Below are 26778 nucleotides of genomic sequence, written 5' to 3' on the forward strand. Positions count from 1 at the left end.
AAGAGTATCCCGTTACATCCTGGTCAACTTTCGGGGTGGAGCGCTGCATATATTTCCTGTGCGAGCGTCCGGCTTATACTAGAGACTTTGGCGATTTCTTCAATACTGGCACGTTCAACCTCTTTCAGGCCGCCAAAGTGGCGCAGTAATTCCCGCCTGCGTTTGGGCCCAACGCCTGGGATCTCTTCCAGCCTTGATTGTCGGCGCGCCTTGCCCCGCTGGGCGCGATGCCCCGCGATTGCAAATCGATGGGACTCGTCTCGAATGTGCTGCAGCAGGTGTAGCGCAGGTAAATCCGACGCAAGGATGCTTTCCTCTCCAGTGTCGCCCCTAATCAGGACTTCGAAACCGGCTTTGCGTGTCGGGCCCTTGGCGATACCGACGACGGCAACATCGTTGATCTGCAGCTCCTCCAGTACATCCATGGCCTGAGTAACCTGGCCTTTGCCACCATCGATAATGAGCAAGTCGGGCAGTATACCCTCCCCTTTCTTCACCTTGGTATAACGACGTGTGAGGGCCTGATGCATGGCGGCATAGTCATCCCCAGGAGTGATGCCATCGATATTGAAGCGTCTATAGTCTGATTTTTTCGGACCTTGGCGATCGAATACAACACACGAGGCAACCGTGGCCTCGCCCGAGCTGTGGCTGATGTCAAAGCACTCAAGTCGTGTCGGAAGGTTGTCGAGTGCCAGAGCATCCTGAAGGCTCAGGAAGCGATTATAAACATTTTGCTTGCTGGCCAGGTGGCTACCAAGCTGTTGCTCGGCATTGGTTTGTGCCAGTCGCTGCCAGCCGGCACGTTCTCCGCGAACATTGTGCTGGATGGCGACCTTTCTGCCGCGCCGCTTTTCCAGTGCCTGCTGCATGCAGTCTGCGTCCGTGATCGCGACTGCAGTGATTATCACAGGCGGTATTTCTCGTGGACCGGTTAGATAAAACTGGGCGATGAAAGCTGCCAAAACCTGGTCCGCGGTGTCTTCAATCGATACTCTGGGGTGGTAGGCCTTGCTGCCAATGACACGACCGCCACGCACAAAAAGTGCATGGATGGATACGCCTCCAGGCTGTATGGCGCAACCAAAGACGTCGGCATCGCCGGACTGTCCGGTTACATACTGCTGTTCCTGGACCTGCTGCAAGGCGCTGATCTGGTCACGCAGCTGGGCGGCTCGTTCAAAGTCCAATCGCTGTGCAGCGGCATCCATTTCGGCGCCCAAGGTCTGCATGATTTCATGGTTGCGACCCTCCAGAAACAGCATGGCATGCTGTAAATCCTGACGGTATTCATCTTCCGATATCAGGCCGACACAAGGAGCCGTGCAGCGCTTGATCTGGTGCTGCAGGCATGGCCGTGACCGATTGCGAAAGAAGCTGTCTTCACATTGACGCACGCGAAAGACCTTTTGCAACAGATTAAGGCTTTCGCGGACGGCCCCTGAGCTCGGATAGGGGCCAAAGTAGCGCCCCTTCTGTCGCCCAGTGCCGCGTCGAAATCGAATAGCCGGAAACTCGTCTCGGTCCGATACGAAAATGTAAGGATAGGATTTATCATCGCGCAACAGGATGTTGTACGGCGGGCGTTGCTGCTTGATCAGGTTTTGCTCCAGCAGCAGGGCTTCGGTTTCGCTGCCGGTGACTGTAACTTCGATACGTTGTATGCGCGCAACCAGAGCCTGTGTTTTCGGGCTCAGGCCCGTACTGCGGAAATAGCTGCTGACGCGGTTGCGCAGGTTCTTGGCCTTGCCGACATAGAGAATCTTGTCCGCTTCATCGTACATCTGATAGATGCCGGGCCGGCGGGTAAGGTCTTTCAGGAAGGCTTTGCTGTCAAATTCGGTCACGGGGGCTGCTAAGCGTGTTAGCCCACGGCGTTGAGGTTCTTGTTGGCATCCATGTGCAGGTGCGTTGCCTCGGTATGGATCCTCTGCAGCTGCTCACGAGTGGTATCCAGAATGCCGGCGCCACGGGACAACGAAACCTCAAGATAAACGCCGATCTCGGCGTAATAGTACAGGCGGGCATCGAAGGAGCGCGCACGCTTTAGCTTGCTCAGCGAAATCTGGGCACCATTAACAAGAATGGTGTTGATGTCATTGTCCGACAGTAGAGGGTGGCGCTCTTTTTCGGCTTGTTGTGAGGCTGATTCCAGTCTGGTTCGGCTATTGACGGTCATAACAGTTCCTTAAAGCTTGAGCGCAAGGGGTGGAGCGTGTGCCGGCAGATGGGCCGGCACGGTGCAGAATTACTTCTGCTGAGCGTTGGCAGCGTCTTTGGCGATTTCGCGCTTCATGAAGCGCAGGCCAAAGAAGCTGATCACCAGCATGGCTGCAACGATCAGGATGCTCGGGGCAAAAGAGATCATGCTGTATTTGTCGATATCGAACATAGAACTACCTCGGTTGTAATCATTCTAGTTGGGATACACAAAACGCAGCATTATCGGAGCTTTACCCCTCTTTCTCAAGCCTTTTCAAGAGGCTCGAGGTATCCAGGCGACCACCTCCACTGGCTTGAATGTCACCATAGAACTGGTCTACCAGCGCCGTGACGGGCAAGCGCGCGCCATTGCGACGTGCCTCATTGAGTGCAATCTGCAGATCCTTGCGCATCCAGTCTACGGCAAAGCCGAAATCATACTCCCCTTTCAGCATCGTCTTGTGGCGATTCACCATCTGCCAGGAGCCGGCAGCACCGTGCTGTATAACATCAAAAACAGCCTCGCCATCCAGGCCTGATTGCTGGACGAAGTGTGTCGCTTCAGCCAGCCCTTGAACGAGACCGGCAATGGCGATCTGGTTAACCATCTTGGCCAGCTGGCCGCTACCGGCAGGCCCCAGCAGCTTCTGCGATCGGGCATAAGCCTCAAGCACAGGTTCTGCACGAGCATAGTCGTCTTCTGCTCCGCCAATCATGACGCTGAGAACACCGTTCTCGGCACCCGCCTGGCCACCTGATACCGGAGCATCCAGGAAGCCCATGTTTTTAGAGCGGGTCAGCGCATCCAGTTTGCGCGCCACTTCTGCCGATGCAGTGGTGTGATCAATAAGCAAGCTGCCAGGCTTCATGCCGGCAAACACACCTTCACTGCCGGTAGTCACTTCCAGCAGATCATCATCGTTGCCGACGCAGGTGAAAACCAAGTCGGCGCCATTGGCTGCTGCGGCAGGAGTGGCAGCTGAAGTACCGCCGTATTCCTGCGTCCATTGCTCCGCCTTTTGAGCTGTACGGTTATAGACACAAACGTCATGCCCGGCGCGGGCCAGATGCCCAGCCATTGGAAAGCCCATTACGCCGAGCCCGATAAATGCGACCTTTGCCATCGATGATCTCCTGTAGTGCCTGCTTATTGTTCCGGATTGGTATACGCCGCTGCGGCCGCGGCCGAAGCACGACCACTGTGAATATCAGCACCTTGCTCCAGCAGGGTATTTTCCAGCGCATCCAGGCAGAGCATGACATGACGTCGAGTACAGGAGCTGCCCATCAGGCCAATGCGCCACACCTTGCCAGCCAAGGCGCCCAGACCTGCACCGATCTCGAGGCCGTAGCTTTCCAGCAGCTGGCTGCGCAACTGCGCATCATCAACACCCTCGGGAATGGTAACTGAATTAAGCTGCGGTAAGCGAATATCGGCCGCGACAGCCATCTGCAGACCCATCGCTTCCAATCCATCTCGCAAGGCGCGGTGATGGAGTGCGTGGCGTTGCCATGCATTTTCAATACCTTCTTCCTGGAGCATGACCAGCGCTTCGTGCAAGCCGTATAACGTGTTAACGGGCGCGGTGTGGTGGTAGGCGCGCTTTTGACCGCCCCCCCAGTATCCCATCACCAGTGTCTTGTCGAGGAACCAACTCGGAGTGCGGCTGGTGCGCTGACGAACTTTGTCCAATGCGCGTTCGCTGAACGTCACAGGTGAAATCCCCGGGGGAGCCGAGAGGCATTTTTGGGTGCCTGAGTAGAGGGCGTCGATACCCCACTGATCCACTTCGAGCTCGACGCCACCCAGAGATGTCACCGCATCTACGATCGTCAGGCAGCCATAGTCCTGTGCCAGACGGCAAAGTGCGCGGGCATCAGAACAGACCCCGGTAGAGGTTTCAGCATGCACGAAGGCCAGGGCTTTAATGTCGTCATGCTGCTCCATGAGCGCGCGTACTTTTTCAATACTGACCGCGGTACCCCATGCGTCCTCGACCATCAGGGCAGTGCCACCGAAGCGTTCGACGTTTTCCTTCATGCGACCACCGAACACGCCGTTTTGGCATACGATGACCTTATCGCCCGGCTCAACCAGGTTGACGAAACAGGCTTCCATGCCGGCGGACCCAGGTGCAGAAACCGGCATGGTGAGAGGATTCTCGGTACGCAAGGCATATTGCAGGAGTTGCTTGACCTCATCCATCATGCCAATAAATGCGGGATCCAGATGTCCTATGGTTGGCTTGGCCATGGCTGCAAGCACGCGAGGATGAACATCTGAAGGGCCAGGCCCCATCAGGGTCCGCAGTGGCGGGTAGAAGGACTTGATCATGCTTATTCCTTAAAAACAGATGGTTATGTTATTTATTTAATGTTTTTTCTGGTATTCCGCAATGCGCTGTACAAGTGCCATGACCATTTGTGCCGAATGCTCTGCCGCTGTTTCGAGGAACTGCTCGAACGACAGGTTGGATTCTTTACCAGCAATGTCGGACAGGGCTCTAATGACAATGAATGGGGTATTGAACTGGTGGCATGTTTGCGCGATTGCGGCAGCTTCCATTTCTACCGCCTGCATGGTCGGGAACAGGGTTCGGGTATGGGCAACACGCTCGGGGCAGTTCATGAAGCTATCGCCGGTTGCGATCAGGCCGCGCACCGTGTTGGTGTGTGGCAGCTGGGCGATACACTCCTCCGCCATTCGAGCCAGCAGCGGATCAGCCGTAAATGCCGGCGGCAACCCGGGTACCTGGCCGGGTTCGTAGCCAAATACGGTTACATCGACATCGTGATGACGCACCTCATCCGAAATGACCACGTCGCCAACATTCAGGCGACTGTCAAAGCCCCCTGCCGAGCCGGTATTGATCACACAGTCCGGCGAGAAAGTCTGTAGCAGCAAGGTAGTGCCAATGGCGGCATTGACCTTGCCAATTCCGGACTTGAGGAGAGTGATCTCGATCCCGTTAAGTGTACCGGTATAAAAATCAAAGCCGGATAGCGTCTGCGCCTGCAGGTCTTCAAGGCTGTTTTTCAGAAGCTCTACTTCCTGATCCATGGCGCCGATCAAGGCAACACGGGCTGGGCGATCAAGTTCCTGAAGCAGCTCTGAGAATGAAGATGTTGTTGTCATTGGTTGTAGGTACTTATGGCGTGATTGTATGCAAAAACGCATGCTACCACGGTGAGGTCAATTGGCAATTCTTTCGGACACTGGCGTTCTGATCTTTGGTGGCGAAACCTTAATGATACTATTGATACATGATATGTACTTGGTATCTATGGGTTTTTGTGTTGTGATAAATGTTTGACTCTTGCTGGTAACCCTATAGAATGAATAACGCTTTAAAGTAAGAAGATATTTACCAGCGTCCATTTCGAAGTCCGCCTTGAGTTGACTCGTCCTGAGCCTTACAGAGTAGATAGCGCACCACTTTTAGAGCATTTTTCTCGGGCAAGCCCGATATAATTCAGATATTTAGGAAAGATAGAATGTCTACTACTACCGGCACTGTAAAATGGTTCAACGAAACTAAAGGCTTCGGCTTCATCGAACAGGAAAACGGCCCGGACGTTTTTGCTCACTTCAGCGCTATCCAGGGCAGCGGTTTCAAAACCCTGCAGGAAGGCCAGAAGGTTGAGTTCACTGTAACTCAGGGCCAGAAAGGTCCTCAGGCTGAGAACATCGTTGCTCTGTAATTTTTTACATAGAGCCGATTGAAAAAAAGCGATCTCAGGATCGCTTTTTTTGTGCCTGCTTATTACTGTCCTCTATTGTTCTGCCCTGCGTTCTTGGGGCGAGGACGGCGTCGACGCGCCGGCTTGTGCGCCGCCGGTGCACGCTGACCATCCTTGTGCTCGGGGTGGTCTGTCTTGTGGCTCTTGTGATGAGGTTTGCGCTTACTGTGCCCGCGCGGTTTTTGTGCATTCTCAGGCAGCGGATGCACGGGCTCAAAGCCCTCAATCAACCGGCGCTCAATGGTTTGCCGGGTCAGGCGCTCAATCCCGCCCAAAAGATCGCTTTCATCAGCACATACCAGCGATATAGCCTGACCACTTGCACCGGCACGGCCAGTACGACCGATGCGGTGAACATAATCCTCCGCCACATTCGGTAACTCAAAGTTAACCACTTGAGGCAACTGATCGATATCCAGGCCGCGCGCGGCGATATCGGTTGCAACCAGAGCACGCACCTCTCCGGTCTTGAACCCTGCCAGAGCCTTGGTGCGTGCACCCTGACTTTTGTTGCCATGGATGGCTGCTGCAGTAACCCCGGCCTCATCAAGGAAACGCGTCAGGCGGTTGGCACCATGTTTGGTTTTGGTAAACACCAATACCTGCTGCCACTGCTGCTCTTCGATCAGTTTCAGCAGCAGGTTGGGCTTTTGCTTTTTGTCGACCGGGTATACGTATTGAGCGACCGTTTTGGCCGTGCTGTTGCTCGGCGTGACCGAAACCTCAACCGGATCATGGATAAGACCTTTGGCGAGCTTACGAATCGGGTCAGAAAAGGTGGCGGAGAACATCAGGTTCTGACGCTTTGCCGGAAGCAGCTGGATAATCTTGCGTATATCGTGAATAAAGCCCATGTCCAGCATGCGGTCGGCCTCATCGAGAACGAATGTTTCGATGTTGTCAAAGCGCACCGCATTCTGCTGATAGAGATCAAGCAGACGTCCCGGTGTGGCTACCAGTACATCAACCCCTCCCCTGAGCTTCATCATTTGAGGGTTGATCTTGACCCCGCCGAATACGACTGCTGATTTTAGCCTTAAATGCTTGCCATACACTGCTACGCTTTCAGCAACCTGAGCAGCCAGCTCACGCGTCGGTGTCAGAATCAAGGCGCGCACCCTGTTGCCCTTCACTGGTGTGCCGCGACTGAGCTGCTCAAGAATGGGCAGGGTAAAGCCGGCGGTTTTACCTGTGCCGGTCTGGGCGGCTGCCATGACGTCTCGACCGGACAGTACAGCAGGAATTGCCTGCTGCTGGATCGGTGATGGGGTGGTGTACTGCTGTTCAGCAACAGCCTTAAGCAATGGAGCGGAAAGCCCCAGTGAGGCAAAACTCATTCAGTGATCTCTTGGTTGTGTAAGGAGAGGTCTGCGCAGGCAGCTCTGAATCGGGAACAGTCTTCGGGACAGGGGCTGTTGTGGCGCCAAGCTTACAGTAGCCGAGCCGGGTTCGCCATGACTATCGAACAGTCTCTGCTTTTCCGAGCGGGCTTTGCTAAGATACGACCACGGCATCACCTTGAACTGCTCATTCATTTTTGGCGCAACAGGTGAATTAATGCTCCTAAGTACCCAGCCTTAAAGGTTTTTTGATGAACGTTGAAAGCTTTAACTTCAACCACACTAAAGTTGTGGCCCCCTATGTCCGCCTGGTCGGTGTTACCGAAGGTCAGCAGGACCGTGTTCACAAGTACGACGTGCGTTTCTGCCAGCCCAACAAGGCGCATATGCCGATGCCGTCCTTGCACTCGCTGGAGCATATGATTGCTGAGCTGATCCGCAACCACCTGGATTGCGTGCTGGACTTCAGCCCCATGGGGTGCCAGACCGGTTTCTACCTGTCTGTCCTCAACCATGACAACTACAGCGAAATTCTCGATGTATTTGCGCGCACGCTTGAAGATGTACTGGAAGCAACTGAAGTACCGGCCTGCAATGAATTGCAGTGCGGTTGGGCTGCCAGCCACGACCTGGAAGGCGCCAAGGCGATCGCTCGCGATATGCTCAATCGCCGTGACGAGTGGCCACAGGTATTTGCTGACGAGAACGATCCGGACAACTGGCTGTCCTGATGTTCCACCGGTTACCGCTGATCCACCCTGGCGGTAACCGGATAACCCTCCAGCCAGCCAAATCGTTCAAACAGCTTTTGAACCTCTTCCCCCACCCCGGCTTCGATGCGAATTGTGCACTCTGTAACCGGATGAATGAACTCTACAGCCGTCGCCATCAGAAGCATGCGGTGCAGATCAAAGTTCTCCCGGAACAACCGGTTATGACGCCCTTCTCCGTGTTTGGTATCACCGGCGATAGGATGCAGGATGTGCTTCATGTGGCGGCGAATCTGGTGCTTACGCCCGGTCGTGGGTTTTACCTCGACCAGTGAGTAGCGTGCTTCCGGATAACGCCCAACCGGGATAGGCAAGCTGACGGTTGCGATACGCCGGTAGGCCGAAACTGCATCCTGAGGCTCTTTATCCTGGTCAGCTCGCGGGTCATCTCGCTTGTCGGTAATCACCTTGAGCGGATAATCGATCAGTCCTTCTTCATCGGTCCAACCGCGCACAACACAAAGGTAGGTTTTTTTGATGGCGCGGTCGATGAACTGCTGCTGCAGTTGCTGGGCTACACTTTTATTGCGAGCAAACAGGATGACTCCGGAGGTAGCCCGGTCCAGGCGATGAACCGTATGCACGGTTTCACCCGGATAGCGTTTCTTCAGCATCGAAACCAGATTGGGCGTACGCGCTGGCGCGATCCAGCTCGGGTGTACCAGAAGCCCAGCGGGTTTATTGACGGCAACCAGGTATTCGTCTTCGTACAGAATATCGAGCAGTGTAGATTCGGACACGGGGAACTCGTAGAGGAGAGGACAGTCTTAGAAGAAAGATTGGCGGAGGGGCAGGGATTCGAACCCTGGGAGCCTCTCGACTCGTCGGTTTTCAAGACCGGTGCTTTCGACCACTCAGCCACCCCTCCGCACAAGGGAAATTCTACTGGGAATCTTTTTGAAGTCAAACCGCCAAAAGTGTTGAAAAAAAAGTGTAAACCCTCATCATTGCTGGCAGAAGGAAATAACTAACGAGGTTCATGATGGATAACGTACGTACAATGGAAGCCCGCTCGTCGCAGGCGGTACTGGAGACCAATAAGGTCATCCGTAACACCTATATGCTACTGGCGATGACGCTGGTGTTCAGCGCCGCAACTGCCGGTGTATCCATGGCGATCAATCCGCCGTTTCTGGTATACCTTGGCAGCGTTCTGATCAGCTTTGTACTGCTGTTCGTCATTAACCGCAAGCAGAACAGCGCTGCTGCCCTGCCGCTGACCTTCGCATTTACCGGTCTGCTTGGCTTCGGTCTGGGGCCGATTCTGAACCACTACCTGGCCCTGCCGAATGGTGGTGAGATCGTAATGACTGCGATGGGCATGACCGCGATAACTTTCCTGGGCTTGTCCGCTTATGTACTGACTTCTCGCAAGGATTTCAGCTTCATGGGCGGGTTCCTGGCTGCCGGCTCCATGATCCTGATCGTGGCCATGATTGCACTGTTTGTACTGCCGCTGTTTGGTGTCGACATTTCCGGCATGCAGCTGGCATTCTCCGGTGCGGTTGTTCTGCTGATGTCCGGCTTCATCCTCTATGACACCAGCAACATCGTTAACGGTCGTTATACCAACTACGTGATGGCAACGGTTGGTCTCTATCTGAGTATTTACAACCTGCTGGTTCACCTGCTGAGCCTGGTCGGCGCCTTCAGCGACGACTAAACCCCGGTTTGACCACCAGAGCCCCGCAAATCTGTTAAGATTGCGGGGCTTTTTTCATTCAGGGCTCTTTTTTCTTCATGGTTCAAGGCAGCATGATTTATACCCTTGTCGTACATTCAGCTCCCTATCAATCGGCTTCTGCAGGCACGGCACTCCGCTTCGCCAGGGCGGTACTCGCTGCAGGACACTCCATTCACCGGGTTTTTTTCTACCGTGATGGTGTACATAACGCCAGCGCACTTGTGTCTCCACCTCGTGATGAGCAGAACATCCCGGCACAATGGCAGCAGCTGGCGCAGGAGCATGACCTTGACATGGTGGTGTGCATAGCCGCAGCTGTACGTCGTGGCGTGCTTGATGCCGCTGAAGCCAAACGCTATGAAAAAGCCAACCATAATCTGGCGGATGGCTTTGAACTCTCGGGACTTGGGCAACTGATCGAAGCCGGCCTGCAGTCTGATCGTGTTATCACGTTTGGAGGTCAGCGATGAGTCAGAAATCGGTTCTGGTGATCTGTCGCAAGGCACCTTATGGCTCATCTGCTGCCCGCGAAGCACTGGATATAGCCTTGAGCGGCGCTGTATTTGACCTTCAAGTTTCCCTGCTGCTGCTTGATGACGCGGTACTTCAACTTCTGCCTGGTCAGAATACCGGCCTTATCGGGGAAAAGAATTTGAATGCGATGCTGGGCGCGCTGCCGTTGTATGATATTGATCAGGTGTATACCAGCCTGCAAAGTCTGGCGCTACACGGGTTGGAGGCGCAGCGCCTTGAGCCCAGTCCCATTGCGCTGGACAGTATTGAACTGCAAGCCCTGATCAAACGCCATGACATGGTGCTGACTGTATGACATTGCATATTCTGAACACATCGCCCAGTGACCGTAATACTTTCCTTAGCTGCAGCCATGCGCTGGCGGAAGAGGATGTCTTGCTCCTAATAGAGGACGGCACCTATTGGCTGCTGCCGCACCACCGGGCTGAACTTGCTCGCATCCCTGCTCGGGTAGTGGCACTGTCGCCTGATCGTCAGGCGCGTGGTATTGAAGCGGAAAACCTGATCGAAGTGGACGATGCAGGCTTTGTCGAGCTGACGGTCAAGCATGAACGAGTAGTGAGCTGGTTTTGATATGCAACTGAATGTGGATGGCCAGAGCGTTGCTCTGGATGACGAAGGCTACCTGTACGACCTCAATCAATGGACCCCCGAAGTGGCGCGATTGCTCGCTGAAGATGAACAACTGGAACTGACCCAAGCACACTGGGAAATCATCCAGTTGTTGCGTGAGTTTTATCAGCAGTATCAACTCTCCCCTGCCATGCGCCCATTGGTCAAGGCTGTTGCAGCCAAGCTGGGCAAGGATAAGGGGCGCAGTATTTATCTGATGCAGCTTTTCCCTGGCAGCCCGGCAAAAGTGGCGGCTCGCCTCGCTGGGCTACCCAAACCGGACAACTGTCTGTAATGAGTATGCTGAAATTTGCCGCCAATCTGAGCCTGCTGTTCACCGAGCGCCCCTTGATTGACCGCTTTGCGGCTGCACGTGCAGCCGGTTTTGATGCAGTCGAGATTCAGTTTCCCTACACCCTGTCACCAGAACAGATCAAGCAGGAGCTTGATGCGCATGAGCTGAACCTGGTACTGATCAATATTCCTGCAGGGGATTGGGAGGCCGGTGAGCGTGGTTTGGCCTGCCTTCCCGGCCGGGAGACAGAGTTTGCAGCCGGTCTTGATCAGGCGATTGAGTGGGCCTGTAGTCTTAAGGTTGGCAAGTTGAATTGTCTTGCGGGCGTCATGCCACAGGATGCCACGGCAGAACAGGTGGCGAGAACGCTGGCCGGTAACCTTAAACTGGCAGCCGAGCGCTGCCGGCAAGCCGGTATTGAGCTGATGATCGAAGCGATCAATACCCGCGATATACCTGGGTTTTACCTTCATCACAGTGAACAGGTACTGAAGTTGATCAGCCAGCTTGAGTTGCCGGCTGCGGCACTGCAGTATGATGTCTATCATATGCAGATCATGGAAGGTAATCTGATCTCGACTTTGCAGCAGAATGCAGACAAAATCGGACATATACAGATCGCCGATGTTCCCGGGCGTCATGAGCCCGGGACGGGTGAAATAAACTTTACCAATCTCTTCAAGGCACTTGAGAGCCAGGGTTACCCTGGCTACATCAGCCTCGAATATATCCCCCAGGGCCAGACAGAAGCCGGTTTAGGCTGGCTGGCTACCTGGATGACACAGGACGAACGCAATGAGCTTGAATGCAGCAGCTGAATACCTGAAAACATTGCAGGATGGTCAGAAGGCCGAATCGGAGCACGCCCGGCGGACCCAGCAGGATGAGGTCGTCTATCACCAGTGGGCTACATTCCGTGTCGACAACGAGCTGTATGGCATCGATGTCATGCAGGTCAAGGAAGTACTGCGCTTCAGCGAAATCACGCCCGTACCGGGTGCTGATAGCTCCATTCTTGGCATTATCAACCTGCGTGGTAACGTGGTTACCGTAATCGATACCCGGCAGATGTTTGGCCTGCCACTGGCGCCCTATGATGATGACACGCGCGTGATTGTGGTTGAGTTCAATGAGCAGGAGGTGATCGGCCTGGTCGTGGACAGTGTCGATGAAGTTATCAACCTGCCGCATAATGAGGTTGACCGTGCGCCCAGCGTGTCCGGTGATGATTCCACCAAGCGGTTTGTTCAGGGCGTCTGCTACTACAACAACATCCTGATCATTCTGCTGGATCTGACCAAGATGCTGCTCAGCATTACACCACTGAGCGAAGAAGAGCTGAAGGGCAGTTACTAAACAGAGACTACCCTTCTTTTGCCAACCGCTCCTTGACCGGAGCGGCTGGCACTTAAAATCCGCTGTCGTGATAAAGCGGAATTTCGTGACCACCAGCATAATCAATGGCTGCTTCGATTTCTCTCAGCATGCTGGCCTTGTCTTTCCCCAGAACGCCCTTCAAAACCAGACGATTGGAAACGTGATCGCTGCGGAAAATTGTCTGCCTGAGGTCAGTTGCCCCAATCAACGTATGCATTTCACGAAATAGCCCCTGCGCATCCAGCGGCTTGAACCTGCCCTCATACCCTGCCCTTACCCTTGCTTCAGCATCACGGCGGAAAAACAGGACCAGCGTCGCGAGGTACTCAGGTTGTACCAGGTTGACCAACCGAGCGGATTCCAGCGCATGCTGCTCGGAGTAGAGCTCACCACCAGCTCCATTGATCAGCATTACCGAGCGCTTGATACCCGCCTCACCGGCCTTGAGTAAAGCCTCTGCGGTAGTGTCGAAGGTCTCACCCTTGTCAAAGGCTTGCAGCACCTGATCGCACCCGCTTTCCGCGCCCATGTAGATCAGAGTCAGTCCCAGCTCACGTAACAAGGCCAGCTCTTCCACACTCTTGCGTTTCAGGTTGGACGGCAGGCAGTAGGCCGAGACCCGGCGAACCTGCGGCATATGGGTGCGAATCGCGCGAAGGATAGCCGTCAGGCGACGTACCGACAGGGCCATGGCATCGCCATCAGCAAGGAAGATACGCCTTACCCAAGGCATCATCTGGCCGCAGCGCTCGATCTCGGCCAACACATCGGCCTCTGGCTTGGGGCGGAACTTCTTCTGCTCGTCTGTGTACATATCGCAGAAGGTGCAGCGGTTCCAGCTACAGCCGTTAGTGACCTGCAGAATCAGCGAGTCGGCCTCGCTCGGCGGACGAAAGACCGGCTCGATATAATCGACGGGAGGTTGATAGTACATGGTGATCAGCTGGTACGTGTGCGCTTGAACAGCTTATGGAAGTTGGCAGTGGTCTGCTCAGACACCTGCTCCACCGAAACACCTTTGAGCTCGGCGACACAGGCAGCTACTTCAGCGACATATGCCGGCTGGTTCTGCTTGCCTCGGAAAGGCACAGGTGCCAGGTAAGGGGAATCGGTTTCGACCAGCATGCGATCGAGAGGCACCGCCTTGACCACTTCACGCAGTTCCGCCGCATTGCGGAAACTGATGATGCCGGAAAAGGAGACCATATACCCCAGGTCCAGTGCAGATTTCGCCATTTCGAGTGACTCGGTGAAGCAGTGAAGCACACCTGCCGATTCGGTATTGCCGTGCTCACGGATCAAACGAATGGTATCGTCCCGTGCGTCACGCGTGTGCACGATGACCGGCAGATCCAGCTCGCCTGCCAGCTGCAGATGGCCGGCAAAGCTCGCCTGCTGCTGTTCGAGCGTTTCAGTGGAGTAGTAATAATCCAGGCCTGTTTCGCCCAGCGCCACAACTCGAGGATCAGCTGCCAGACGGGCCAGCTGGTCCCGATCAAAGGGGCTCTCTTCGACATGCAAGGGGTGAATGCCGGCCGAAAACCAGACATTATCAAAACGCGATGCCGTCTGGTACATAGCGTCGAACTTGTTCAGGTCGACACAGACGCAGAGCATTTTCTCCACGTCTCGTTCCCGTGCGGTGGCGATTACGTTATCAAGAGAGTTGTCGTGCCGGGCCAGGTCCAGCATATCAAGGTGACAGTGCGAGTCTATTAGCATCGGATCTCTGAGTGCTTACAAAGTGTTGGTGCGCCGACCTGTACCAGACATGCCAGCGAGATAGGTTTCGATCTTGCGAACCAGTGCCGTGTCGTCACCGGATAGCTGAATACCGATACCGGGTGTGCGTCCGCCCTGCGCGGCCTTGGGCGTTACCCAGACGACCTTGCCGGTAACCGGCACCTTGTCCGGCTCGTCCATCAACATCAGCAGCATGAAAACCTCTTCGCCTAATTGATAGGTGCGGGTGGTAGGAATGAACAGGCCGCCATTGGTCACATAGGGCATGTACGCCTTGTACAGACTTTCCTTGTTGTCGATGGTCAGTGAAAGAATACCGTGGCTGATACGCGGTATGATGGACATGAACTCAACACTCCTATGTTTTTCGTGCCAGATCGGACCATTGCAGCAAGAGTCGTTCCAGCAGCAACTGCCGGTTCGGGTTCTGGCGCAGCATCAGGCTGACTCTTTCTTCCTGGATTCGGTCAGCCAATGCAAAGATTTTAGCGCTGTGAGCCTGCTTGGCAACTGCCTGAAGCATGCGTGTCATGTCTGGGTTGACGACAGGCTCGGGCAGGCCAGCCATTTGCATGCGCACGATGTCGCTGAGCAGGCTGTTCAACCAGTCCAGGCATTGTAACAGGTCGAACTTGTTGAACTGTAGCGCCAAGTCAGTAACTGCAGCGCGTCCGCGCAGCAAGTCAGCCAAACCGGACATCAATTTCTTGCGCTGCTCCAGTAGGTCACTGTCATAAAGGCTGCTCGCCTTCAGGGGCGCACCATGCGACAGCCGCAGGAGCTGGTCAGCTCGGTCAGCTTCCAGCCCGAGCTTGTCAGACAGCCAGCTGACTGCCTGCTCATGAGACGGTGTAGTGAAGTCGATACGCTGGCAACGGCTGCGGATCGTCGGCATCAGCTGCCCCGGCTGGTGGCAAACCAGAATCAACAGTGTGCTTTCTCCCGGCTCCTCCAGAATCTTCAGCAGCGCGTTGGCGGACGAGGTATTCAGCGCTTCGGCCGGCTCCATGATCACCACACGGTAGCCGCCCTGCTGCGCGGTACTGTGCAGGTGATCGATCAGCAGGCGCACCTGATCTACCTTAATCGGCTTGCCTTCTGCTTCCGGTGATACCTGTACCAGGTCTGGGTGATGACCTGCGATGCGAAGCTCGCAGCTATGGCAGTGATTACAGGGTCCTTCGGGCGTAGGCTGATGACAAAGCAACCGGTTGGCGAGGGCCCTGGCAAAGTCCCGCTTGCCAACACCGATGGGGCCTGAGAGCAGCAATGCGTGCGGCAGGCGGTCCGACTGTTGCTGCGCACACAGCCGCTGCCACTGTGGCATGAACCAGGGATGGAGCAGGTCAGACATCCGCATTGACTCCCAAGCGCTTCAGAGCAACAAGGATTTGCGCTTGCACCTGCTTCAGTTCCGGCTCGGCGTCAATGACAGCAAAGCGTTCAGGCTCCTTCGCGGCGCGTTCCAGGTAGTGCTGGCGAACAGCTTCGAAAAAATTGACTTTCTCGGATTCGAAACGATCGGGTGTGCTGCGCGCTCGAGCCCTTGCCAACCCGGTAGCGACGGGCAGGTCCAGTAGCAGGGTCAAATCAGGACGCAGTTCGCCCTGGACCAACTGCTCCAGAGTGCCAATCTGGGCTGTATCCATACCACGGCCACCGCCCTGGTAAGCGTAGGTCGCATCGGTAAAACGATCGCAAAGCACCCACTTACCTGCGCCCAGTGCGGGTCGAATAACCTGCTGCAGATGCTGGGCACGAGCTGCGAACATCAGCATGAGCTCGGTCAACTCTGCGACCGGCTCCTCACGCGGCGTTAGCAGCAGCTCACGGATGTCTTCAGCCAGCGGGGTTCCGCCAGGCTCACGGGTTCGGACGACTTCGATCCCCTGCCGCTCAAGGCAGCGCTGAATGAAATCCAGGTTGGTGGTTTTGCCAACACCTTCCGTCCCTTCTACGGTGATAAAGCATCCTTGGGTCATCGACATCAATTCTCCGGTGAAGAGCGATAATCAGCACGACGCTTGAGCTGATAGCGGCGCACGGCACGATTGTGTTCCTGCAACGAGTTGGAAAACTGGTGCGAACCATCGCCCTTGGCAACAAAGTAGAGCGCCTTGCCATCCACAGGGTGCAAGGCGGCCTCAATGGCTTCCCGTCCAACCAGAGCGATAGGCGTCGGCGGCAGCCCGCTGATCACATAGGTGTTCCAGGGGGTCGGGCGTTTCAAATCGGCGCGGGTAATGTTGCCCTGGTAGCGATCGCCCATGCCATAGATAACCGTCGGATCTGTCTGCAGACGCATGCCACGCTTGAGACGACGCACGAACACGCCGGCGATCTGGCCGCGTTCAGACGGGACGGCGGTTTCCTTTTCAATAATCGACGCCATGATCAATGCGGCATAAGGTGAATCATAAGGCAGATCCTTGGAGCGGGTCGCCCAGGCGCTTTCCAACACCTGCTTCAGGTCAGCATGCGCACGCTTGAGCAGTTGAAGATCGCTCATGCCGCGTTTGAAGTGATAGGTTTCCGCAAGGAACAAGCCCTCCACGGCTACAGCATCACTGCCCAGCTGTTTAAGCAACGCCGCCTCACTGAGCCCGGTCAACTCATGCTTCAGCTGTTGGTTATTCAACAATGACTGACGCAGCTGCTTGAACGTTGTGCCTTCTACCAGCGTGAAAGTGTAACTGATGGTGTCACCGCTGATGACCTTGTCCAGCAGCTGCTGCAGGGTCATGCCGGGTTCGAGCTGATACTCCCCTGCCTTGATGGCCGTTACAGCCGGATTCAGCTGGCCTTCAAGGCGCAGCCAAAGATGAGAGTCGATCAGCCCTTCCTGCTCCAGCTGCAGGGCAAACTTGCGGAACCAGGTCCCCTGCTCAATGACTAGTTGGCGTGATTCACTAATCGGGAGCGAGGCACTCAGAGTGCGTTGCAATTGCTGCTGCCCCAGCCAGACGGCAACGCCCGCTACAAGGGTAAAAAGAAGGAATAAAACAATAAATAGTCGTTTCAGCATTGCACCATCCGTTGATTCAGGGCTGACTGCAGGCGGCGTGTGTAGGTTCCCCATTCATATGAACGATCTCCCAGCTGTACGATAGGCCAAATGCCAATCAAGCTGTTGCAGACGAAGAGCTCATCAGCTGAATGAACGTCGTCGGGTGTATAGCGGCCAGCTTCCACCTCAAGCCCCTGAAGGGCTGCTAATTGCAGCAACTGGTTGCGAACGATCCCTTCGACACCACTCTGGTCAAGTGCGGGCGTGCAAAAACGACCGCCAGCTATAAAACAGAGATTGCTCATGGTCCCCTCCACCACAAACCCGCGGCTGTCGCAGACCAGCCCTTCCCGTATAGCCGGGTCCTGCCATTCGTTGCGTGCCAAAACCTGCTCCAGGCGGTTCAGGTGTTTGATGCCGCTCAACAGTGGCTGACAGGCCAGGCGGGTCTGACACCAGCGCGCTCGGATGCCCTGTTCCGGCTGGCCTGGGTATTCTGGTAATGGAGACAGCATGAGTATACGTACGGGGGAGGCAGGGTTGGGCGTCAGATAACCACGCCCGCCCGAACCGCAGGTAACAATAAGCTTGAGCACGGCACGGCCTGCCGGGTAGTCGAGTTGCATAAGGTCGTGCTCGAGCCGCTGTGGCAACTGATCGACAGGAATGCCGAGCCGCTTGCACCCTGTCAACAGGCGCTGAAGGTGCTCCGTGTAGAAGACGGGGGTGCCATTGAGAACCAGAAAGGTTTCAAATACGCCATGACCATAGGCAAGACCACGATCGGCCACGCCGATACAGTCAGAGAACTCGCCATTGATCAGTGTTTGCACTTGCATCGAAACACAGGGAGGGCTGGACACCCTCCCCGCTCCTTAGATGCGGTTGAAGATCAGGGTACCGTTGGTACCGCCGAAGCCGAAGGAGTTGGACATGGTTGCATCGATGGCACATTCCTGCGCGGTATGAGCAACATAGTTCAAATCGCAACCCTCGGACGGGTTGTCCAGGTTGATCGTCGGCGGTGCAACCTGATCACGCAGTGCCAGCACGCAGAACGCCGCCTCAACCGCACCGGCAGCCCCCAGCAGGTGACCAATCATGGATTTGGTTGAGCTCATGCGGACCTGTTCAGCAGCACTGCCCATCACACGCTTGGCGGCGTTGGATTCAGCAATATCACCGGCAGGTGTAGAGGTTCCGTGAGCATTGATGTAGTTAATGCGCTCAGGGGCAATAGCCGCATCATTGATCGCATTCTGCATCGACAATGCTGCGCCCGCGCCATCCTCCGGCGGAGAGGTCATGTGGAATGCGTCATCGGACATGCCGAAACCGGACAGTTCGCAATAAATCCGGGCGCCGCGAGCCTTGGCATGCTCATACTCTTCCAGGATCAGCACGCCGGCACCATCGCCGAGTACGAATCCGTCACGGTCACGGTCCCATGGGCGGCTGGCCGCTGTCGGGTCGTCGTTACGTGTGGACAGGGCGCGAGCAGCAGAGAAGCCTGCCACACCCAGAGGCGTAGTAGCCATTTCGGCACCACCTGCTACCATGACATCAGCATCACCGTACTGAATCATGCGCATGGCATGTCCGATATTATGGGTACCGCTGGTGCATGCCGTAGTGATCGCGATGTTCGGGCCGCGGAAACCGTATTTGATCGCCACGTTGCCGGAAATCATGTTGATGATGCTGCCGGGTACGAAAAACGGTGAAACACGACGAGCACCGCTGTTATTCAGCGTATCATGGGTTTTCTCGATCATCGGCAGACCGCCGATGCCAGAACCGATGGCACAGCCGATACGGTGTGAGTTGCTCTCATTGGCTTCAATGCCGGAATCATCGATGGCCTGGGCTGCAGCGACCATTCCGTACTGAATAAACAGATCCATCTTGCGCGCTTCTTTCGCGCTCAAGTAAGGCTCCAGGGAAAAATCCTTTACCGATGCAGAGAAGCGCGTTGCAAACTGAGAAGCGTCAAAAAAATCAATTGGCGCGGCCCCGCTTTTACCGGCCAGGATATTGTCCCAGGTGTCCTTGACGGTATTACCTACGGGTGTCAGCAAACCGATACCGGTCACAACAACTTTTCTGCGAGACATCCTACTCCTCCAGCCTTACCAGGCCTTGCAAAAGAAAAGCCGCACTATATTCGCATATAGATGCGGCTTTTCGACTAATTCTGTCGGGATTGATTACTGATGAGCGTTAATGTAATCGATCGCCAGCTGAACAGTAGTGATCTTTTCAGCTTCTTCGTCAGGAATTTCAGTCTCGAATTCCTCTTCCAGAGCCATAACCAGCTCAACAGTGTCCAGGGAGTCAGCGCCCAGATCTTCGACGAAGGAAGCAGAGTTAACAACTTCTTCTTCTTTAACGCCCAGCTGTTCAGCAATGATTTTCTTTACGCGCTCTTCAATGTTACTCATATCTCTTCCTATTTTTTCTCAATACCATCACATCGCAGGATGTGATTCGGAATTTTAGAAAACCCATTACGCTCTGGCAACAAGCGTGACGGTGTGAATTTCATAATCCGTCAACTGACGGCCAATTATCAACAAATCCGGGAAAAACACAAATCTTTATGCGCCCGAGTTTGTCTGGAATCAGGACATGTACATTCCGCCGTTTACATGAATGGTATCGCCGGTGACATAAGCACCGCCGTTACCGGCCAGAAAACCTACCACAGCGGCGATCTCTTCCGGCTGACCCAAACGGTTCATCGGAATCTGCGCCTGCAGGTTCTGCTTATGCTCATCCGCCAGACCTGCAGTCATGTCGGTGTCGATGAAGCCCGGTGCTACACAGTTAACGGTAATGTTGCGGGAACCCACCTCACGCGCAAGAGCGCGTGTAAAACCTTCCATGCCAGACTTTGCAGCGGCATAGTTGGTCTGACCGGCGTTACCCATGGAAGCAACAACAGAGCTGACGCTGATGATACGACCCCAGCGAGCCTTCGTCATGCCACGCAGACAGCCTTTTACAAGGCGGTAGATGGAGTTCAGGTTGGTGTTGATGACACCATCCCACTCATCGTCCTTCATGCGCATCAGGATGTTGTCCTTGGTGATGCCAGCATTGTTGACCAGGACTTCGATGGTGCCAAAATCGGCCTGAATGCCTTTCAGGACAGACTCAACGGAGGCCGAGTCGGAAACATCCAGCACCATGCCAACGCCCTTGTTACCGGCTTCAGCCAGGTAGGCAGAGATGGTTTCTGCACCTTTTTCGCTGGTTGCAGTACCAATCACGACTGCGCCCTGGGATGCCAGGTTGATCGCGATCGCCTTGCCGATACCGCGAGTCGCGCCGGTCACCAGTGCAACTTTACCTTCAATACTCATGATCCTGTTCCTAATATCCGTTGATGTTCAGCCCAGCGCCTTTTCAAGCCCGGCGGGATCGCTGATGGAAACACCGGCCAGCGCGCGGTCGATCTTCTTGTTAAGCCCGGTTAGAACCTTGCCTGGGCCACATTCGACCAGGGTTTCAACACCCTCTGCAGCCATTTTCTGTACGGATGCGGTCCACAGAACCGGGCTGTACAGCTGAGCCAGCAGGTTGTTGCGCAGGGTGTCAAGATCTGCAGCAACGCTTGCAGCCACGTTCTGCACCACCGGAATCTCCGGCTGCCGCAGGTCGATTTCGCTCAATGCCTGAGCCAGCTTCTCGGCAGCGGGCTTCATCAGCGCGCAGTGCGAGGGAACGCTGACAGGCAGCGGGACAGCGCGCTTGGCGCCGGCAGCCTTGCAGGCTTCGATACCACGCTCAACGGCAGCCTTCTCCCCGGCGATGACAACCTGCCCAGGGCAATTGTAGTTCACCGGCGATACCACATCGCCCTGAGCCGCTTCTTCGCACGCTTTGGCAATAGCTTCGTCATCCAGACCGAGAATCGCAGCCATGGCACCGGTACCTGCCGGCACGGCCTGCTGCATGTATTCGCCGCGGAGTTTTACCAGACGGACACCGTCAGCCAGGGAGAGGGCGCCGGCGCAGACCAGTGCAGTGTATTCGCCCAGGCTGTGTCCCGCCATGATGGCCGGCTTGGCACCACCCTGCTCCTGCCACAGACGCCAAAGAGCAACGCCGGCTGTAAGCAGGGCTGGCTGAGTGTTTTCGGTGCTGTTCAGAGCCTCTTCCGGCCCTTCCTGGGTCATTTTCCAGAGATCAAACCCGAGAGCATCGGAGGCTTCAGCGAAGGTCTGCTGAATGACCGGGTGTGCTGCAGCCAGCTCTGAGAGCATTCCCAGCTGCTGAGAGCCCTGGCCAGGAAAAACGAAAGCAAGCGTTTGCGACATGGTTTCCCCATATTCTGTACAAGTGACTTCCATGCTGCGCATCTGGTGCAGAAACACAGCTTTTAAAGGCCGTTAGTGTACAACATTCAGGGGTAATTAGAACGTCCGGCTTATTCCGGTTCTGCCGAATTGTGCAGGTACCGCTCCAGCTGTTCGCTGATCCGCTCAGGAATATTCATCTCAACTTCCGAGACGGCCTGATCGATAGCGTGAGAGAAGCAATGGCGGCTGGCACCGCCGTGACTCTTGATAACAATACCCTGGAGCCCCAGAAGGCTGGCGCCATTTTGCTTGCCGGGGTCAAGCTGTTGCTGCAGCTCCATGATGACGGGGCGAGCCAGCAAAGCCACCAGGCGGCGATAAAGGTTGCGGGTAAAGCTTTTGCGAACCTTACGGCCAATCAATCGTGCCAGCCCTTCACTGCTTTTGAGTGCAATATTGCCAACAAAACCGTCGCAAACGATCAGGTCTGCCTTGCCGGAAAAGACACCATCACCTTCGACAAAGCCTATGTAGTTGAGATCTGGTTGTTCCGCCAGCAATCGTGAGGCCAGTTTGACCTGTTCATTGCCCTTGATCTCTTCAGCGCCAATATTCAGTAATGCAACCGTAGGTGCTTCTATCTGCTCCACGGCTTTCAACATCACTGAGCCCATGATGGCGAACTGCAACAGGTGTTCGGCTGAGCAATCAACGTTCGCACCCAGGTCGAGCATATGACTATGTCCGCGCAGCGTGGGTACGGCAGACGTGATGGCTGGACGGTCGATGCCGGGCAGCATCTGTAAAATGCCACGTCCCATGACCATCAGCGCACCGGTATTGCCTGCACTGATACAGGCCTGAGCACGCCCTTCGGCAACGGATTGCAAAGCCAGGTACATGGAGGAATCCTTGCGGCGACGCAAGGCAAAGGTCGGGCGCTCATCCATCGCCACCACGGACTCTGCATGCAGCAGCTCCAGGCGGGGGTGTTCTTGTTGCCCAAGGCGCTCAAGTACAGGGATGATCTGTTGCTGATGGCCGACCAGCAGGATATTCAGGGAGGGGTGACGCTTAAGTGCGTCCAGTGCCGCAGGCACTGTAACGCGGGGACCGAAGTCCCCGCCCATTGCATCAACAGCGATGCAATACTGTGCCGTCAAGCTTATTCGTCGCCTTTGGCAACTACCTGACGGCCACGGTAAAAACCGTCAGCGCTGACGTGATGACGACGGTGGGTTTCACCGGTAGTTGCGTCAACAGACAGAGTCGGGTTGCTCAGGGCATCGTGAGAGCGACGCATATCGCGACGTGAACGAGACTTTTTGTTCTGCTGTACTGCCATGGTATCTAGCTCCTGGTTTAACTCTTATCGGCCTTTTCTTTAAGCTGGGCCAATACACTAAAGGGGTTGGGTTTTTCTTCCTGCGTCCGGGCCGTTTCCACGTCACCGAACGAGGTCTGAATACTGCAGTCATCGTGATAAGGAACCAGCGGCAGACTCAGCATCAGCTCGTCCTCGATAACTGGCAGCAGTTCAATCTCGTCCGCTTCCATGATCAAGGGATCATAGTAACGGGGTAAATTCTCCGCCTGCTGTTCCGTCAATGCAACCGCGAGATTCAGCGTAGCATTAATCTCAACACTGACCGGTTCCAAGCAGCGCTGACAGGTCATACTGACCGTGCCATGCATCTTGCCGCTTAGAACCCGCAGGTTCTGTTCATCCTTGGCAAACGCGACTTCGACATCAATACTGCCGCTGTCATCAACCAAGAAGGACGCAAGACGAGGCATATCAGCAACAGCTGCTGGGCCTTTAAATACCGCTTCCCGCTCGGCTAGTTTGCGAGGGTCAACTTTTTTCGGTAATGGACCGTACGACATAAGCGCGCAATTCTATGGTTAGAACCCCTTGCTGTCAAAGAAAATAGGGGTTTAAGCGATTAAATTTAGGGTTAATATGATACCAGAAAGATTTGTAAACCGTGGTCTTGAAAGGAAATATCATGTTACCCACCCTGGTACTCGCCTCAAGTTCACCCTGGCGACGGGAAATATTGGACAAGCTGGGCCTGCCCTATCGTACCAAGCATCCCGAAATTGACGAGACTCCGCTACCGGATGAATCGGCGGCGGCGCTAGTGTCGCGCCTGGCGGAAGAAAAAGCCAGAGCTGTAGCACCGGCTTACAAGGATGCACTAGTGATCGGATCGGATCAGGTGGCCGTTCTGGATGAACAGATTATCGGCAAGCCCGGCACCCATGAGCGCGCTACCGAGCAGCTTCGTGCGCTTTCCGGCCGTTCAATCACATTCCTGACAGGCCTGTGCCTGCTGAACACAGCAACAGGCAAGACTCATGTGGAAGTCGTCCCCTTTCATGTTCATTTCAGAAAGTTGTCTGATGGATTGATCGAAGACTACCTTCAACATGAACAACCCTATAACTGTGCGGGTAGTTTTCGCTCAGAAGGTGCCGGCATTGTGCTCTTCGAGCGCCTCGAGGGCGAAGACCCCAATACACTGGTTGGCCTGCCGCTGATCCGCCTGGTGCGGATGCTTGAGGCGGAAGGGGTCTCGCCGTTTCAGTTTCAGCGCAGCTGATAATCGTCACGCAAGCCCATCTGTAGAGCCAGCTCCTTGGCTACACCGATACCCAGCCGCTCGATCAGACGGTCGAGTGGTTTCGGCCGTGCGGTGTAATCAATCAGCTTTTCGACACCAATAATGTCACGTGCAACCATCGAACTACTGCCCAAGCCGTCAATCAGACCGAGTTCGAGCGCTTGCTCACCACTCCATACCAGTCCTGAAAACAGTTCGTCGCCGCCCTTGAGGCGATCACCTCTGCCCTGCTTAACCTGACTGATGAACTGCTGGTGGGTGGTATTCAGTACACTCTGCCAGAATGCACGATCCTTATCTTTAAGCGGCGAGAAGGGATCCAGGAAGGCCTTATTCTCACCTGCTGTCAGCGTACGGCGCTCGACACCCAGTTTGTCGATCAGGTCAACAAAGCCAAAGCTCGATGAGATCACTCCGATAGAGCCCACCAGACTCGCCTTGTCGGCATAAATCTCATCGGCCGCTGCGGCAATATAATAGGCCCCCGAGGCACCGATATCAGTTATGACCGCATATACTTTTTTCTCAGGATTAAGGCTACGCAGGCGCTTGATTTCGTCATAGACGTAGCCTGCCTGCACAGGACTGCCGCCGGGACTGTTGATCCTGAGTATGACTGCCTGACTATGATCCGCCTTAAAGGCATCGCGCAGAGCAGAGATAATGCTATCAGCACTGGCCTGCTCCTCATCCATGATTGGGCCTTTCACCTCTACGATCGCCGTGTGATCCTGAGCAACGACCTTATCGGCATCGAAGTTCTTGCCGACATAGAAAATCGCCAATAGCGAGAACAGATATACAAAGGTCAGCAACTTAAAGAAAATACCCCAGCGTCGAGAGCGTCGATGCTCAACATGCAGACTGTTGACCATTTTTTCGATCAGGCGCCACTCTTTCTGCGTCGTTGGTCGACCATCACCTTGTTGAGTAGATGACGGATTACCTGCGTTACTGCCGGCAGGCTGATCGGATTCGCCCCAGTGGTTATCGTTCACAACATTCCCTCATTCAGTGACTTTACGCTGATAGATCATCCAGCCATGACTCCAGCTCCATGAAGTGGTGGATCTCTTTCACCGGCCGAAGCACTCTGAGCCGGTCCAGATGGTGCGCGCCATAGCTAACCGCAACAGTATCCATACCGGCACGCTGCCCCATCTCGAGGTCATATTCCGTATCACCGATCATCAATGCCTGCTGACGTGCAATGCCAGTTTCTTCAAGTAACTCATGAAGCATGTGCGGATCAGGCTTTGACGTCGTTTCGTCCGCACAGCGACTGGTTTCAAACAGCGCACCCAAGCCTGTTTCTGCGAACACATGCTCAAGGCCCGCACGACTCTTGCCAGTCGCAACGGCAAGACGGTAGCCCTTGCCTTTGAGGCTTTCCAGCGCGTGCTGCACGCCAGGAAACAGCTCGGTCGGTGTCTCATCCGCCTCAAGGTAATAGTGCGCATAACGCTCACGTACAGGATCAATAATGCTATCCCCTTCATTCGGGAACAGTGTCTTGATCGCCTCAGGTAGACCCAAACCGATAATATCCTTGGCTGCTTCCCAGGTCGGTACCGGCAAATCAAGATCTCGCGCCGACGAGCGGATACTCGATGCAATGCGCTCTGTAGAGTCTATGATGGTACCGTCCCAGTCGAATATCAGTAGCTTGTACAAGCTTAGCTCCTTTACGGTGTACTCGCTTAATCAGTTTTCCTGGCGTGTTGGCCAGATCAATAGCTCACCAACATCTACATGTTGTGGCTGCTCAAGTGCATAAATGACAGCATTGGCAATATCTTCGGGTCTAAGCATGCTGGCCTCATCACCGTACATGTTGCTCTTCACGATGCCGCGAATCTTGTCATGACCGATACTGTCCGGCAGCTCGGTATCAACAGAGCCTGGCTGAATGTCTGTGACGCGGACGCCGAAGCGAATAGCCTCTTTACGCAGTGTTTCAGAGATGGCACGGACGGCATGTTTGGTGCCGGCATAGACTCCCGCACTCGGGTAAGTAGTGCGCGCCGCAATGGAGCTGACATTGACGATATGGCCGCGCTTGCGCTCCGCCATGCCTGAATAGACCGCATGAATCGCATAGAGCACGCCCTTGATGTTAACGTCGATCATCTGATCCCATTCATCGACGCGACCATTGATGATAGGACTGATCGGCATGGTGCCCGCATTGTTGATCAGGATATCGACTCCACCCATGCTCGCCAGACGTTCACCAAGCGCCTCCATGGCGCTGCGGTTCGAGACATCGACGGACTCAACATGGACGTCAGCTCCCTGCTGACGCAGCTCTTCTGCCAGGGACTCGAGGCGCTCAGCACGACGCGCCGAGAGCACAAGCTCAGCACCTTCAGCCGCCAGAGCCTTTGCTGTTGCCTGGCCAATTCCTGAGCTGGCACCTGTTACCCAGGCGCGCTTTCCTTTGAATTTCATCTGGTTACCCATTTAAGTTAAGCGTGTTTCAATTCTTGGGATGTGCGTATTCTGACCCATGGCCCAATCAGCGTCTACCGCTCGCCATAAC

Annotated in this window: 35 protein-coding genes and 1 tRNA gene; 10 read left to right on the top strand and 26 right to left on the bottom strand. The window is 55.1% G+C overall.

Annotated features, from left to right (window positions below):
• Positions 1–23 precede the first annotated feature (23 nt).
• The 6 genes from uvrC to mtnN all read right to left on the bottom strand — a co-directional run bounded on the left by uvrC (position 24) and on the right by mtnN (position 5338).
• Positions 24–1847, bottom strand: coding sequence for an excinuclease ABC subunit UvrC (gene uvrC, locus ABD013_RS04710; RefSeq protein WP_343802991.1), 1824 nt, complete (start codon positions 1845–1847; stop codon positions 24–26).
• Between the two features lie 17 nt (positions 1848–1864).
• A complete protein-coding gene (locus ABD013_RS04715) occupies positions 1865–2179 on the bottom strand; it encodes an excinuclease ABC subunit C (RefSeq protein WP_343802994.1) in 315 nt (104 codons plus the stop codon).
• Between the two features lie 69 nt (positions 2180–2248).
• Positions 2249–2392 carry a hypothetical protein gene (locus tag ABD013_RS04720; RefSeq protein WP_343802997.1) on the bottom strand — a complete coding sequence of 48 codons (144 nt, stop codon included), beginning with the start codon at positions 2390–2392 and terminating at the stop codon, positions 2249–2251.
• A gap of 61 nt (positions 2393–2453) precedes the next feature.
• Positions 2454–3326, bottom strand: coding sequence for an NAD(P)-dependent oxidoreductase (locus ABD013_RS04725; protein ID WP_343803000.1), 873 nt, complete (start codon positions 3324–3326; stop codon positions 2454–2456).
• Positions 3327–3349: 23 nt separating this feature from the next.
• A complete protein-coding gene (locus ABD013_RS04730) occupies positions 3350–4537 on the bottom strand; it encodes a pyridoxal-phosphate-dependent aminotransferase family protein (protein ID WP_343803003.1) in 1188 nt (395 codons plus the stop codon).
• 36 nt (positions 4538–4573) lie between these two features.
• Positions 4574–5338 (bottom strand): 5'-methylthioadenosine/S-adenosylhomocysteine nucleosidase, encoded by a 765-nt coding sequence (gene mtnN, locus ABD013_RS04735; RefSeq protein WP_343803006.1) that lies wholly within the window; start codon positions 5336–5338, stop codon positions 4574–4576.
• Positions 5339–5697: 359 nt separating this feature from the next.
• Between mtnN and cspE the strand changes: the two genes are divergently transcribed.
• Positions 5698–5904 carry a transcription antiterminator/RNA stability regulator CspE gene (gene cspE / locus ABD013_RS04740; RefSeq protein WP_217333244.1) on the top strand — a complete coding sequence of 69 codons (207 nt, stop codon included), beginning with the start codon at positions 5698–5700 and terminating at the stop codon, positions 5902–5904.
• Between the two features lie 62 nt (positions 5905–5966).
• Here cspE and ABD013_RS04745 read toward each other — a convergent pair whose 3' ends face one another.
• Positions 5967–7280, bottom strand: coding sequence for a DEAD/DEAH box helicase (locus tag ABD013_RS04745; protein WP_343803013.1), 1314 nt, complete (start codon positions 7278–7280; stop codon positions 5967–5969).
• A gap of 254 nt (positions 7281–7534) precedes the next feature.
• Here ABD013_RS04745 and ABD013_RS04750 point away from each other — a divergent pair, with 254 nt between their 5' ends.
• Positions 7535–8014 carry an S-ribosylhomocysteine lyase gene (locus ABD013_RS04750; RefSeq protein ID WP_343803016.1) on the top strand — a complete coding sequence of 160 codons (480 nt, stop codon included), beginning with the start codon at positions 7535–7537 and terminating at the stop codon, positions 8012–8014.
• A gap of 11 nt (positions 8015–8025) precedes the next feature.
• Here ABD013_RS04750 and ABD013_RS04755 read toward each other — a convergent pair whose 3' ends face one another.
• Both ABD013_RS04755 and ABD013_RS04760 read right to left on the bottom strand, forming a co-directional pair.
• Positions 8026–8793 (bottom strand): pseudouridine synthase, encoded by a 768-nt coding sequence (locus ABD013_RS04755; protein ID WP_343803019.1) that lies wholly within the window; start codon positions 8791–8793, stop codon positions 8026–8028.
• Positions 8794–8833: 40 nt separating this feature from the next.
• A tRNA-Ser gene (locus ABD013_RS04760) sits at positions 8834–8921 on the bottom strand.
• A 114-nt stretch (positions 8922–9035) separates the two neighbouring features.
• Between ABD013_RS04760 and ABD013_RS04765 the strand changes: the two genes are divergently transcribed.
• From ABD013_RS04765 to ABD013_RS04795, 7 genes are all read left to right on the top strand, one after another.
• Entirely contained in the window at positions 9036–9716 is a 681-nt protein-coding gene (locus ABD013_RS04765) for a Bax inhibitor-1/YccA family protein (protein ID WP_343803022.1), read from the top strand.
• 92 nt (positions 9717–9808) lie between these two features.
• Positions 9809–10207, top strand: coding sequence for a sulfurtransferase complex subunit TusD (gene tusD / locus ABD013_RS04770; protein ID WP_343803025.1), 399 nt, complete (start codon positions 9809–9811; stop codon positions 10205–10207).
• The gene (tusC, locus tag ABD013_RS04775; RefSeq protein WP_343803028.1) at positions 10204–10566 is read left to right on the top strand and encodes a sulfurtransferase complex subunit TusC; all 363 of its coding nucleotides are present in this window, start codon (positions 10204–10206) and stop codon (positions 10564–10566) included. Before tusD ends, tusC begins: the two co-directional genes overlap by 4 nt.
• On the top strand, positions 10563–10844 hold the full coding sequence (gene tusB / locus ABD013_RS04780) for a sulfurtransferase complex subunit TusB (protein ID WP_343803031.1): 282 nt from the start codon (positions 10563–10565) through the stop codon (positions 10842–10844). The genes tusC and tusB overlap by 4 nt, the downstream gene beginning before the upstream one ends.
• A 1-nt stretch (position 10845) precedes the next feature.
• Positions 10846–11178 (top strand): TusE/DsrC/DsvC family sulfur relay protein, encoded by a 333-nt coding sequence (locus tag ABD013_RS04785; protein WP_343803034.1) that lies wholly within the window; start codon positions 10846–10848, stop codon positions 11176–11178.
• Positions 11178–11996 carry a hydroxypyruvate isomerase gene (gene hyi, locus ABD013_RS04790; RefSeq protein WP_343803037.1) on the top strand — a complete coding sequence of 273 codons (819 nt, stop codon included), beginning with the start codon at positions 11178–11180 and terminating at the stop codon, positions 11994–11996. The genes ABD013_RS04785 and hyi overlap by 1 nt, the downstream gene beginning before the upstream one ends.
• Positions 11974–12534, top strand: a complete 561-nt coding sequence (locus tag ABD013_RS04795) for a chemotaxis protein CheW (RefSeq protein WP_343803040.1) — start codon at positions 11974–11976, stop codon at positions 12532–12534. Before hyi ends, ABD013_RS04795 begins: the two co-directional genes overlap by 23 nt.
• Positions 12535–12586: 52 nt before the next feature.
• Here ABD013_RS04795 and ABD013_RS04800 read toward each other — a convergent pair whose 3' ends face one another.
• The 14 genes from ABD013_RS04800 to ABD013_RS04865 form a co-directional block, all read right to left on the bottom strand.
• A complete protein-coding gene (locus tag ABD013_RS04800) occupies positions 12587–13489 on the bottom strand; it encodes a radical SAM protein (protein ID WP_343803043.1) in 903 nt (300 codons plus the stop codon).
• A gap of 5 nt (positions 13490–13494) precedes the next feature.
• Positions 13495–14277 (bottom strand): TatD family hydrolase, encoded by a 783-nt coding sequence (locus ABD013_RS04805; protein WP_343803045.1) that lies wholly within the window; start codon positions 14275–14277, stop codon positions 13495–13497.
• 15 nt (positions 14278–14292) lie between these two features.
• Complete coding sequence (locus ABD013_RS04810; RefSeq protein WP_343803048.1) at positions 14293–14643, bottom strand: PilZ domain-containing protein; 351 nt, start codon at positions 14641–14643, stop codon at positions 14293–14295.
• A 13-nt stretch (positions 14644–14656) separates the two neighbouring features.
• Entirely contained in the window at positions 14657–15652 is a 996-nt protein-coding gene (locus tag ABD013_RS04815; protein ID WP_343803051.1) for a DNA polymerase III subunit delta', read from the bottom strand.
• Positions 15645–16280: a dTMP kinase gene (tmk, locus tag ABD013_RS04820; protein WP_343803982.1), complete on the bottom strand. Its 636-nt coding sequence runs from the start codon at positions 16278–16280 to the stop codon at positions 15645–15647. Before tmk ends, ABD013_RS04815 begins: the two co-directional genes overlap by 8 nt.
• Positions 16281–16285: 5 nt before the next feature.
• Positions 16286–17323 carry an endolytic transglycosylase MltG gene (gene mltG, locus ABD013_RS04825; protein ID WP_343803054.1) on the bottom strand — a complete coding sequence of 346 codons (1038 nt, stop codon included), beginning with the start codon at positions 17321–17323 and terminating at the stop codon, positions 16286–16288.
• Complete coding sequence (gene pabC / locus ABD013_RS04830) at positions 17317–18144, bottom strand: aminodeoxychorismate lyase (RefSeq protein ID WP_343803057.1); 828 nt, start codon at positions 18142–18144, stop codon at positions 17317–17319. Before pabC ends, mltG begins: the two co-directional genes overlap by 7 nt.
• Positions 18145–18180: 36 nt before the next feature.
• Positions 18181–19419 carry a beta-ketoacyl-ACP synthase II gene (gene fabF, locus ABD013_RS04835; RefSeq protein WP_343803060.1) on the bottom strand — a complete coding sequence of 413 codons (1239 nt, stop codon included), beginning with the start codon at positions 19417–19419 and terminating at the stop codon, positions 18181–18183.
• A 93-nt stretch (positions 19420–19512) separates the two neighbouring features.
• Complete coding sequence (acpP, locus tag ABD013_RS04840; RefSeq protein WP_010323864.1) at positions 19513–19746, bottom strand: acyl carrier protein; 234 nt, start codon at positions 19744–19746, stop codon at positions 19513–19515.
• Positions 19747–19926: 180 nt separating this feature from the next.
• A complete protein-coding gene (gene fabG, locus ABD013_RS04845; RefSeq protein WP_343803063.1) occupies positions 19927–20670 on the bottom strand; it encodes a 3-oxoacyl-ACP reductase FabG in 744 nt (247 codons plus the stop codon).
• Positions 20671–20697: 27 nt separating this feature from the next.
• Positions 20698–21627, bottom strand: a complete 930-nt coding sequence (fabD, locus tag ABD013_RS04850; RefSeq protein WP_343803065.1) for an ACP S-malonyltransferase — start codon at positions 21625–21627, stop codon at positions 20698–20700.
• 110 nt (positions 21628–21737) lie between these two features.
• Entirely contained in the window at positions 21738–22772 is a 1035-nt protein-coding gene (gene plsX, locus ABD013_RS04855) for a phosphate acyltransferase PlsX (protein ID WP_343803068.1), read from the bottom strand.
• Positions 22773–22774: 2 nt separating this feature from the next.
• Positions 22775–22954 carry a 50S ribosomal protein L32 gene (gene rpmF, locus ABD013_RS04860; protein ID WP_239039323.1) on the bottom strand — a complete coding sequence of 60 codons (180 nt, stop codon included), beginning with the start codon at positions 22952–22954 and terminating at the stop codon, positions 22775–22777.
• 17 nt (positions 22955–22971) lie between these two features.
• Positions 22972–23496: a YceD family protein gene (locus tag ABD013_RS04865; RefSeq protein WP_343803071.1), complete on the bottom strand. Its 525-nt coding sequence runs from the start codon at positions 23494–23496 to the stop codon at positions 22972–22974.
• A gap of 122 nt (positions 23497–23618) precedes the next feature.
• On the opposite strand from ABD013_RS04865, the gene ABD013_RS04870 reads away from it, so the two are divergent.
• Positions 23619–24215: a Maf family protein gene (locus ABD013_RS04870; protein ID WP_343803074.1), complete on the top strand. Its 597-nt coding sequence runs from the start codon at positions 23619–23621 to the stop codon at positions 24213–24215.
• On the opposite strand, the gene sppA is transcribed toward ABD013_RS04870, so the two are convergent.
• Genes sppA through ABD013_RS04885 form a run of 3 tightly spaced genes read right to left on the bottom strand, consistent with a single transcriptional unit; the run spans position 24203 to position 26687 of the window.
• Complete coding sequence (gene sppA, locus ABD013_RS04875) at positions 24203–25234, bottom strand: signal peptide peptidase SppA (protein ID WP_425543386.1); 1032 nt, start codon at positions 25232–25234, stop codon at positions 24203–24205. The two genes, ABD013_RS04870 and sppA, sit on opposite strands and share 13 nt — an antisense overlap.
• A 22-nt stretch (positions 25235–25256) precedes the next feature.
• Positions 25257–25910, bottom strand: coding sequence for an HAD family hydrolase (locus ABD013_RS04880; RefSeq protein ID WP_343803077.1), 654 nt, complete (start codon positions 25908–25910; stop codon positions 25257–25259).
• A 30-nt stretch (positions 25911–25940) separates the two neighbouring features.
• Complete coding sequence (locus ABD013_RS04885; protein ID WP_343803080.1) at positions 25941–26687, bottom strand: SDR family oxidoreductase; 747 nt, start codon at positions 26685–26687, stop codon at positions 25941–25943.
• Positions 26688–26778 lie beyond the last annotated feature (91 nt).

It is taken from the genome of Marinobacterium maritimum (assembly GCF_039523155.1).
Taxonomy (GTDB): domain Bacteria; phylum Pseudomonadota; class Gammaproteobacteria; order Pseudomonadales; family Balneatricaceae; genus Marinobacterium; species Marinobacterium maritimum.

Bases quoted from the DNA above. Each gene is read 5' to 3' on its own strand.
- ABD013_RS04720 (WP_343802997.1), bottom strand. From the start codon at position 2,392: ATGTTCGATATCGACAAATACAGCATGATCTCTTTTGCCCCGAGCATC.
- tmk (WP_343803982.1), bottom strand. From the start codon at position 16,280: ATGACCCAAGGATGCTTTATCACCGTAGAAGGGACGGAAGGTGTTGGC.
- tusB (WP_343803031.1), top strand. From the start codon at position 10,563: ATGACATTGCATATTCTGAACACATCGCCCAGTGACCGTAATACTTTC.
- ABD013_RS04810 (WP_343803048.1), bottom strand. From the start codon at position 14,643: ATGTCCATCATACCGCGTATCAGCCACGGTATTCTTTCACTGACCATC.
- ABD013_RS04730 (WP_343803003.1), bottom strand. From the start codon at position 4,537: ATGATCAAGTCCTTCTACCCGCCACTGCGGACCCTGATGGGGCCTGGC.
- rpmF (WP_239039323.1), bottom strand. From the start codon at position 22,954: ATGGCAGTACAGCAGAACAAAAAGTCTCGTTCACGTCGCGATATGCGT.
- cspE (WP_217333244.1), top strand. From the start codon at position 5,698: ATGTCTACTACTACCGGCACTGTAAAATGGTTCAACGAAACTAAAGGC.
- mtnN (WP_343803006.1), bottom strand. From the start codon at position 5,338: ATGACAACAACATCTTCATTCTCAGAGCTGCTTCAGGAACTTGATCGC.
- fabD (WP_343803065.1), bottom strand. From the start codon at position 21,627: ATGTCGCAAACGCTTGCTTTCGTTTTTCCTGGCCAGGGCTCTCAGCAG.
- acpP (WP_010323864.1), bottom strand. From the start codon at position 19,746: ATGAGTAACATTGAAGAGCGCGTAAAGAAAATCATTGCTGAACAGCTG.
- ABD013_RS04715 (WP_343802994.1), bottom strand. From the start codon at position 2,179: ATGACCGTCAATAGCCGAACCAGACTGGAATCAGCCTCACAACAAGCC.
- fabG (WP_343803063.1), bottom strand. From the start codon at position 20,670: ATGAGTATTGAAGGTAAAGTTGCACTGGTGACCGGCGCGACTCGCGGT.
- tusD (WP_343803025.1), top strand. From the start codon at position 9,809: ATGATTTATACCCTTGTCGTACATTCAGCTCCCTATCAATCGGCTTCT.
- fabF (WP_343803060.1), bottom strand. From the start codon at position 19,419: ATGTCTCGCAGAAAAGTTGTTGTGACCGGTATCGGTTTGCTGACACCC.
- ABD013_RS04885 (WP_343803080.1), bottom strand. From the start codon at position 26,687: ATGAAATTCAAAGGAAAGCGCGCCTGGGTAACAGGTGCCAGCTCAGGA.
- ABD013_RS04865 (WP_343803071.1), bottom strand. From the start codon at position 23,496: ATGTCGTACGGTCCATTACCGAAAAAAGTTGACCCTCGCAAACTAGCC.
- ABD013_RS04765 (WP_343803022.1), top strand. From the start codon at position 9,036: ATGGATAACGTACGTACAATGGAAGCCCGCTCGTCGCAGGCGGTACTG.
- ABD013_RS04815 (WP_343803051.1), bottom strand. From the start codon at position 15,652: ATGTCTGACCTGCTCCATCCCTGGTTCATGCCACAGTGGCAGCGGCTG.
- ABD013_RS04805 (WP_343803045.1), bottom strand. From the start codon at position 14,277: ATGCTAATAGACTCGCACTGTCACCTTGATATGCTGGACCTGGCCCGG.
- ABD013_RS04745 (WP_343803013.1), bottom strand. From the start codon at position 7,280: ATGAGTTTTGCCTCACTGGGGCTTTCCGCTCCATTGCTTAAGGCTGTT.
- ABD013_RS04785 (WP_343803034.1), top strand. From the start codon at position 10,846: ATGCAACTGAATGTGGATGGCCAGAGCGTTGCTCTGGATGACGAAGGC.
- ABD013_RS04800 (WP_343803043.1), bottom strand. From the start codon at position 13,489: ATGTACTATCAACCTCCCGTCGATTATATCGAGCCGGTCTTTCGTCCG.
- pabC (WP_343803057.1), bottom strand. From the start codon at position 18,144: ATGCAAGTGCAAACACTGATCAATGGCGAGTTCTCTGACTGTATCGGC.
- ABD013_RS04795 (WP_343803040.1), top strand. From the start codon at position 11,974: ATGAGCTTGAATGCAGCAGCTGAATACCTGAAAACATTGCAGGATGGT.
- hyi (WP_343803037.1), top strand. From the start codon at position 11,178: ATGAGTATGCTGAAATTTGCCGCCAATCTGAGCCTGCTGTTCACCGAG.
- ABD013_RS04725 (WP_343803000.1), bottom strand. From the start codon at position 3,326: ATGGCAAAGGTCGCATTTATCGGGCTCGGCGTAATGGGCTTTCCAATG.
- ABD013_RS04870 (WP_343803074.1), top strand. From the start codon at position 23,619: ATGTTACCCACCCTGGTACTCGCCTCAAGTTCACCCTGGCGACGGGAA.
- mltG (WP_343803054.1), bottom strand. From the start codon at position 17,323: ATGCTGAAACGACTATTTATTGTTTTATTCCTTCTTTTTACCCTTGTA.
- ABD013_RS04750 (WP_343803016.1), top strand. From the start codon at position 7,535: ATGAACGTTGAAAGCTTTAACTTCAACCACACTAAAGTTGTGGCCCCC.
- tusC (WP_343803028.1), top strand. From the start codon at position 10,204: ATGAGTCAGAAATCGGTTCTGGTGATCTGTCGCAAGGCACCTTATGGC.